Below are 6,392 nucleotides of genomic sequence, written 5' to 3'. Positions count from 1 at the left end.
GACAGCGACTAAGCCCGCATCAACAACTACCACCACCCCGAGAAATACCTCCTGCCCGACGAACCCGACGACCCACCTACAGAGCCCGACAACCACCCCAAGAACAGCGAAGGACCGTGAGTCCTGTCGGCTGTCGTCGACGCGACCACCCGCGACCAGTCGCCGGCGTTCGCTATTCCGTCTTGGGCTTGAGCGTCCACGCGGGGATCCAGTGCGTGACCGCCTTCCGACGAGCGCCGTAAGCGATCTCGTAGGTCACCCATCCCCACCAGTAACCCTGCTCGCATAGCCCCCAGCACGACAGCCGCCCCTCGACCACTGCGTGCATCTGCAGACCGGCCGGGTTGTAACCGCCGACGGCGTGCGGCTCACGCGGGAAGACCGCGGCCAGGTCGACCATCACGACAATCGGCGGGTCGACGCGCCGGAAGGCTTGCTGGACGGGCTGACCGTTGTACCCGATGCCCTTCAACTCGCCCACCGTTCGATCATACGTTCGAACGCGGTACGACGAACGCGAACGGTCGCCGATACCCCAGCCCGACCAACCGACCCCGTCGCACGCTGTCCACACCGACGGATCGCACCGCCCCGGACGTCGGCTCATAACACTCGAGCCGACCGCCCCCGCTCCCGACGATCAGCACCCAGTGCCGCGGGACGAACCGGCCGATGAGCATCGGCACCGGCCACCCGCCGGCCACTGCCCGCAGCACGTCGGCAAGCGAGTCCCGCGACCCGCAGAACAACCGCCACCGATACCGGACGCCGAGCTCCCGACTCCAGCCGTTGACCGCCCGGGCCATCCCGCACGGCGTCGTGCCCAGCCGCCTCGGCCAGAGCCGGTTGATGTCGCGATGCACCCGCACCTGCTCCGCCGCGAACCACGCCGGCTCGACAAGCCGCGCATGCGCGTCCGGGTTCACCAGCGCACCAGCCACCACCGCAACCGTCGGACCGCACGTAACGCCGTCGCGCTGTCGCAGCCGAAGGCCCGCCAGGTCCATCCCCTCAGTGTCCTCGTTGGGCCGATTCGGGCGCCCGAACATGGGCAATCGGCTGTCCCGCAGCAGAATTCCTGCCATCAGGCAATCAATTTCTGCCATCGGAATTAAAACCTTTGACCTTGAGGTTTCCAAGATCAGCTGCAGCTACGAACCGCGACACTTGCCACGGCTCGGACACCGAACGGAACAAAAGAAGAAGGCTCGAAAATGAAGCAGTTTGGTATCGCTACCGTCGCCGCTAGCGCCTTTGCCGCCGCACTGATCGGACTGGCCGCACCCACCCAGGCAGCGCCGTCTGGACCGGGGAACGCGCAGGACACCATCAGCCAGCTGGAATCGCAGGGCTACCACGTCATCGTGAACCGCATCGGTAACGCCCCGCTGGACAAGGCGTCCGTAGTGGCGGTGCGTCCCGGTCAGACCTACACCCAGACGGACAGCCTGGGCGTCGGCGGTGACCGCAACACTCGGGTGATCAACAAGACGGTCTATGTAGACGTCAAGTAGCTCACCCACCGACGAGCCCCCGGATGAACCCCTAGCCATCCGGGGGCTTGTCCATTTCAGCGAACAAGTGTTTCGGATTGCGGACGCGCGGCTAACTCTCTGTCGTGGCCTTCGACCTCACGCCCACCGAGGCGCAGCACGACCTGGCGCGACGGACCCACGAATTCGCCGAAGAGGTGATCCGTCCCGTTGCGCTCGACTACGACCAGCGCCAGGAGTTCCCCTGGCCGGTCCTCGAGGAAGCCGCCACCCGAGGCTTCTACAGTCCGCTGTTCTACCGCGACCTCATCGGCGACCCGACCGGGCTATCCCTCCCGATGTTCATGGAGGAGCTGTTCTGGGGGTGCGCAGGCATCGGGCTCGCCGTGGTGATGCCCGCCCTCGCGCTCTCGGCTATCGGTCAGGCCGCCTCACCCGAGCAGATGTTGCAGTGGGCACCCGAATGCTTCGGCACCCCAGGCGATCTCAAGCTTGCGGCACTGGCGATCTCCGAGCCGGAGGGCGGCAGCGATGTCCGCAACCTTCGCACGCGCGCCCACCGCGACGGTGACGACTGGATCATCGACGGCCACAAGATGTGGATCGGCAACGGCGGCATCGCCAACGTGCACGTCGTCAACGCCGTCGTCGACGAGGAGCTCGGCCACAAGGGCCAGGCGCTGTTCATCGTCCCCGGCGGCACCCCGGGACTGGAGATGGTCCGCAAGCTCGACAAGCTCGGCTGCCGCGCATCGCATACCGCGGAACTGAAGTTCAACAGCGTCCGCGTTCCCGCCGAGAACCTGCTCGGCGGGCAGGAGAAGCTCGACCACAAGCTGGCCAAGGCCCGCGAGGCCATCGAAGGCGGTAGGCATTCCGGCTCGGCGACGCTGGGCACCTTCGAACAGACCCGCCCGATGGTCGCCGCCCAGGCGCTCGGCATCGCAAGGGCCGCATTGGAATACGCGACCGAGTACGCCAACCGGCGGGAGGCGTTCGGCGCCCCCATCATCGACAATCAGGGGATCGCGTTTCCGCTTGCCGAACTCGCGACCACTCTCGACGGAGCCCGCCTGCTCACCTGGCGTGCGTCTTGGATGGCCGCCAGCGGCATCCCGTTCGAACGCGGCGAGGGCTCGATGTCGAAGTTCGCTGCCAGCGAGGTGGCCGTCCGCGCCACCGAGCGCGCCATCCAGACGATGGGCGGCTGGGGCTACATCAAGGACCATCCCGTCGAAAAGTGGTATCGGGATGCCAAGCTGTACACCATCTTCGAGGGCACCAGCGAGATCCAGCGGGTCGTCATCGCGAACGCGCTCGGCGCCGCCGACGGCAAGCCCCCGCTGCACTTCGATCTCGAACCCAGCGGTGGCCCGTTCAACAAGATGTTCGGTCGCGGCACGCCGCTGCGGGGTCGAGCAGCCGATGCCGCGCTTTCCGCCAAGGATCGGGTGCCCGCGCCGATAATGCGGTTGGCGATGAACGTCTTGCGCCCGCCACGCAAGTAGCAGACAAGGGGTGCCCGATGGCCGTCCGGATGGCCGACGTGTTGCGCGGAAACCTCGATGCCCTCCGATACGAACCGACACCGAAGCGGATCCGCGTGGCCGTGGCCGGCGAGCCGGTCGTCGACACCTGCGCCGCCCTCCTCGTCTGGGAGCCGCGCCGGATACTGCCGACGTACGCGGTCCCGATCACCGCACTGGCCGGGCAGTTGGTTCCCGCGGGCGCGGAGTCCGGCGACGACGACGCCGACCGTCCCGGCGAAGACCGCGCGGTGCTCGACCCGACGGTCCCGTTCGGCACCCATTCCTGCCCCGGTGCCGAATTCGACGTCATCGCCGGCGAAGAGACGGCACCCGCAGCGGCCTTCCAACCCGAGGACCCCGACCTCGCCGACTACGCAGTCCTGGACTTCGCCGCGTTCGAGTGGCAGGAAGAGGACGAGCCGATCGTCAGCCATCCGCACGATCCGTATCACCGCATCGACATCCTGACCAGCAGCCGACACATCCGGATCGAATCCGACGGCCGCCTGCTTGCCGAGTCGACGCGCCCGTTGCTGCTGTTCGAAACCAACCTGCCGGTGCGTTACTACCTGCCGCGCGACGACGTCGTCGCCGACCTCGACGACAGCGACACCATCAGTTACTGCGCCTACAAGGGGCGGGCGTCGTACTTCTCGGTGCCGGGCGGACCGGACGACGTCGCATGGACATACCGCGATCCGCTGCCCGACGGCGAGCGGGTCCGCGACCGCATCTGCTTCTTCGACGAGCGGGTGGACGTCACCGTCGACGGTGTCCGCCAGGACCGCCCGGCGACGCAGTGGAGTCAGAAGCGCAGGTTGCGCAGCAGGTCGTAAACGCCCGCGATCCACAGCAGCATTGGGATCACCGCCGCGATCGTCGCGCCGTCGAGCAACTCGAGGATCCGCTTGGTCACCGGTGAGATCCGGCGCACGCCCGCGGTGGCCCCGACGACGATCAGCGCGACGAGGCCGAGCAGAAGGTAGAGCGCCAGCACCAGCCATGACCGCTCCGGATACCACAGGCACAGTCGCACCATCACGCCGGTCGGAACGGCCACGACGCCGGCCAACAACGCCCAGGCACACCATCTTTCGGCGTACAGCCGCGACCGGAAGCCGCAGATCGCGGTGATCAGTCCGGCGACGATCATGCTGTGGATGAAGAAGTGGCCCTGCGTGATGACGGTGATCGCGCCGACCGTCAGCACGAGCGCCCCGGCCGTCACGAATCCGATCAGCAAGCGCCTGGCCAACTGGCTGCGCTCGTGCAACCGCGCCGCCGACTCCGGTACGGACGCGATGATCGCCTGCCAGGTCGGCGACTCCTCGTCGCTGCCCGCCGTCGCGACGGGGTCGAGCAGTTCGTCGTTGGCGACCGTCTCACCCGGTGCGGGTATCGGAGGCAGTGCTATACGAGCAACGGCGACAGTCAGTTTCGCCGCATTGGTGACCACGATCAGGCCTACCGCGATCGCCCCCGCAGGCACCCAGTGTTGCCAGCCGTACCCGTACGCAATCGCCGCGGCCGTCGCCGCGATGGACGTCACCGCCAGAAAGGATGCCAACTCGGCTCGCCGGCGAGGCCCGCCGCGCGTCGCCAGGGTCAACAACAGGACCACCGCGGTAGCCCCCGCAATCTGCGGCGCGCCCAACGAATCCACGCCCCGTGGCAGTGGCACGGCAAGGGCGACCGCGCCTGCGAGCATCGGTATCGCCCCGGTCAACAGGCTCTCCGCCAGGTCGATGTTTCGGTAGCGGCTGTTCGCCACCGCGCTGCCACCCAGCAGCCCCAACCCGAGGACGCCGAGCGCCACCGCCCACCACCAGTCGTGGCCGGCCCGCGACCACGCCAGCAGCGCCATCACCGTCACGATGACCGATACCAGCGGAATCGCCACTCCGACAAAGCGGTTCAACGCGGTGCGGTCGAACTCCGGCGACTCGTCCAGCACCGCGATCGCGTCGATGACGTCCTCCACGAGCGGGCGATACCGCTCGGTGCGGCTGACCGAGACCAACGTCAGCAGCGACCCGTCGACGACTCCCGCGTCGTCCAACGACTCGTTGAACTTCAGCGGCGGCGCACCGGGCCGAGCGAACGCCCAGACCCCCTGTGCCTTGAAGTCGAACCCCGCGAGCACATCCTTGGGTGTGTCCTCGAGCAGATCGGCCAAGACCGAGACGGTTTCGTCGATGTAGGTCTCGATCGGCGCCGTCGCGGGCAGCACCAGGTCGGTCATGCGCCGCCCGGTCAGGATCGTCACCCGGGTTGTCGACGGCCGCCCTGGCGTGACGCTCGAGGCGGATGTTGCTGCGGCGGTTGAGGTCACCGACGTTCGAGCCTGTCGAAGTCGTCGGACAGAGCGGCTGCCAGTTCGACAATGCGCCGCCGGAACGACTTGCCGAGCAGATCCAACTGGATCTCGGTGCCTGCCGCGATGTGCTTGTCATACGGCAGCACGACGACCCGGCCGGGCGGGACATGGCGCTCGAACTGCGCGACCAGATCGTCGACGTCGATGTTCGGTTTACCGGGTACGACGTGGTTGATCACCACGCATGAACGGCTGAGCAGATCCTGATATCCGTTCTGGCGCAACCAGTCCATGGTCATCGCGGCTTGCCGGGCACCGTCGATTGAAGCGCTCGCCACGATGACCAGGCCCGAGACCGTCGACAACACGCCGCGCGCCGCGGGCTGGAACAGTCCGGCGCCGCAGTCGGCGAGCACGAGGTTGTAGTAGCGCGACACGATGTTGGTCACGCCCTTCCAGTCCTCGTCGTTGAACTCGCGGCGGGCGCCACTGTAGTCCTCGCTGGAGAGCACCTCGAGGTTCGCGCCGTTCATGCTCGTGTACGCGCGAATGTCGTTGTAGCGCTGCAGTTCCTTGTCGGACAGAAGATCGGCGACGGTGGCCGCGGACTGTCGTCCCGCCCGGTCGGCGAGGTTGCCGCCGTCGGGGTCGGCGTCCACGGCCAGGATCCGGTCGCCGCGCACCTTGCTCAACGCGGATCCGAGCGCGACGGTGACGGCGGTCTTACCGACACCGCCTTTGAGGCCGAAGACGCCGATCTGGTACGAATCCCTGGCATTTCGGCGAATCCGGGTGTGCAGGTCCATCTCGTAGAGCTCGTCGGGGGACAAGCCGAGGTTGATGCGGGTCAGCATGTAGAGGATGTGGCGCCAACCGCGCTGCGACGGCATCTTCACCGCCGACTTCACCCCGACATGCGACAGGGCGTCGATCGCACGGTGGTTGCCGATGGAGGCCGCCGATGTCTGTGCGGGTGTTCCGCTGGCGAAGGCGCCGTTCGGCTCGGCCTCGCGCTCGGCGAAGTGCTGGCTCGGCGCAGGGGCGGGGGCGGGT

Annotated in this window: 7 protein-coding genes; 3 read left to right on the top strand and 4 right to left on the bottom strand. The window is 67.4% G+C overall.

What is annotated here, in order from left to right:
* Positions 1-172 precede the first annotated feature (172 nt).
* Together A5752_RS13630 and A5752_RS13625 are read right to left on the bottom strand one after the other, a co-directional pair.
* Positions 173-481, bottom strand: a complete 309-nt coding sequence (locus A5752_RS13630) for a hypothetical protein (RefSeq protein WP_067086119.1) — start codon at positions 479-481, stop codon at positions 173-175.
* A 7-nt stretch (positions 482-488) separates the two neighbouring features.
* Entirely contained in the window at positions 489-1,007 is a 519-nt protein-coding gene (locus A5752_RS13625; RefSeq protein ID WP_067086121.1) for a hypothetical protein, read from the bottom strand.
* Positions 1,008-1,214: 207 nt separating this feature from the next.
* Between A5752_RS13625 and A5752_RS13620 the strand changes: the two genes are divergently transcribed.
* The 3 genes from A5752_RS13620 (at position 1,215) to A5752_RS13610 (ending at position 3,858) form a co-directional block, all read left to right on the top strand.
* Entirely contained in the window at positions 1,215-1,514 is a 300-nt protein-coding gene (locus A5752_RS13620; RefSeq protein WP_067086116.1) for a hypothetical protein, read from the top strand.
* A 104-nt stretch (positions 1,515-1,618) separates the two neighbouring features.
* A complete protein-coding gene (locus A5752_RS13615) occupies positions 1,619-3,001 on the top strand; it encodes an acyl-CoA dehydrogenase family protein (protein ID WP_067086114.1) in 1,383 nt (460 codons plus the stop codon).
* Between the two features lie 17 nt (positions 3,002-3,018).
* A complete protein-coding gene (locus A5752_RS13610; protein WP_067086111.1) occupies positions 3,019-3,858 on the top strand; it encodes a DUF427 domain-containing protein in 840 nt (279 codons plus the stop codon).
* Here A5752_RS13610 and eccD read toward each other — a convergent pair.
* Together eccD and A5752_RS13600 are read right to left on the bottom strand one after the other, a co-directional pair.
* The gene (gene eccD, locus A5752_RS13605; protein WP_067086108.1) at positions 3,828-5,354 is read right to left on the bottom strand and encodes a type VII secretion integral membrane protein EccD; all 1,527 of its coding nucleotides are present in this window, start codon (positions 5,352-5,354) and stop codon (positions 3,828-3,830) included. The genes A5752_RS13610 and eccD overlap by 31 nt on opposite strands.
* Positions 5,351-6,392: MinD/ParA family ATP-binding protein (locus A5752_RS13600; RefSeq protein ID WP_067086106.1), on the bottom strand; the 1,042-nt coding region annotated here is incomplete at its 5' end. The genes A5752_RS13600 and eccD, both read right to left, overlap by 4 nt.

The sequence above is a fragment of the Mycobacterium sp. 852002-51961_SCH5331710 genome, assembly GCF_001665535.1.
Lineage (GTDB): Bacteria > Actinomycetota > Actinomycetes > Mycobacteriales > Mycobacteriaceae > Mycobacterium.
Note: the sequence above shows the minus strand (reverse complement) of the source record. Positions and strands in the feature narration are given on the sequence as shown.

Coding starts and splice junctions, on each gene's coding strand:
- A5752_RS13625 (WP_067086121.1), bottom strand. CDS start 1,007: ATGGACCTGGCGGGCCTTCGGCTGCGACAGCGCGACGGCGTTACGTGC.
- A5752_RS13620 (WP_067086116.1), top strand. CDS start 1,215: ATGAAGCAGTTTGGTATCGCTACCGTCGCCGCTAGCGCCTTTGCCGCC.
- A5752_RS13610 (WP_067086111.1), top strand. CDS start 3,019: ATGGCCGTCCGGATGGCCGACGTGTTGCGCGGAAACCTCGATGCCCTC.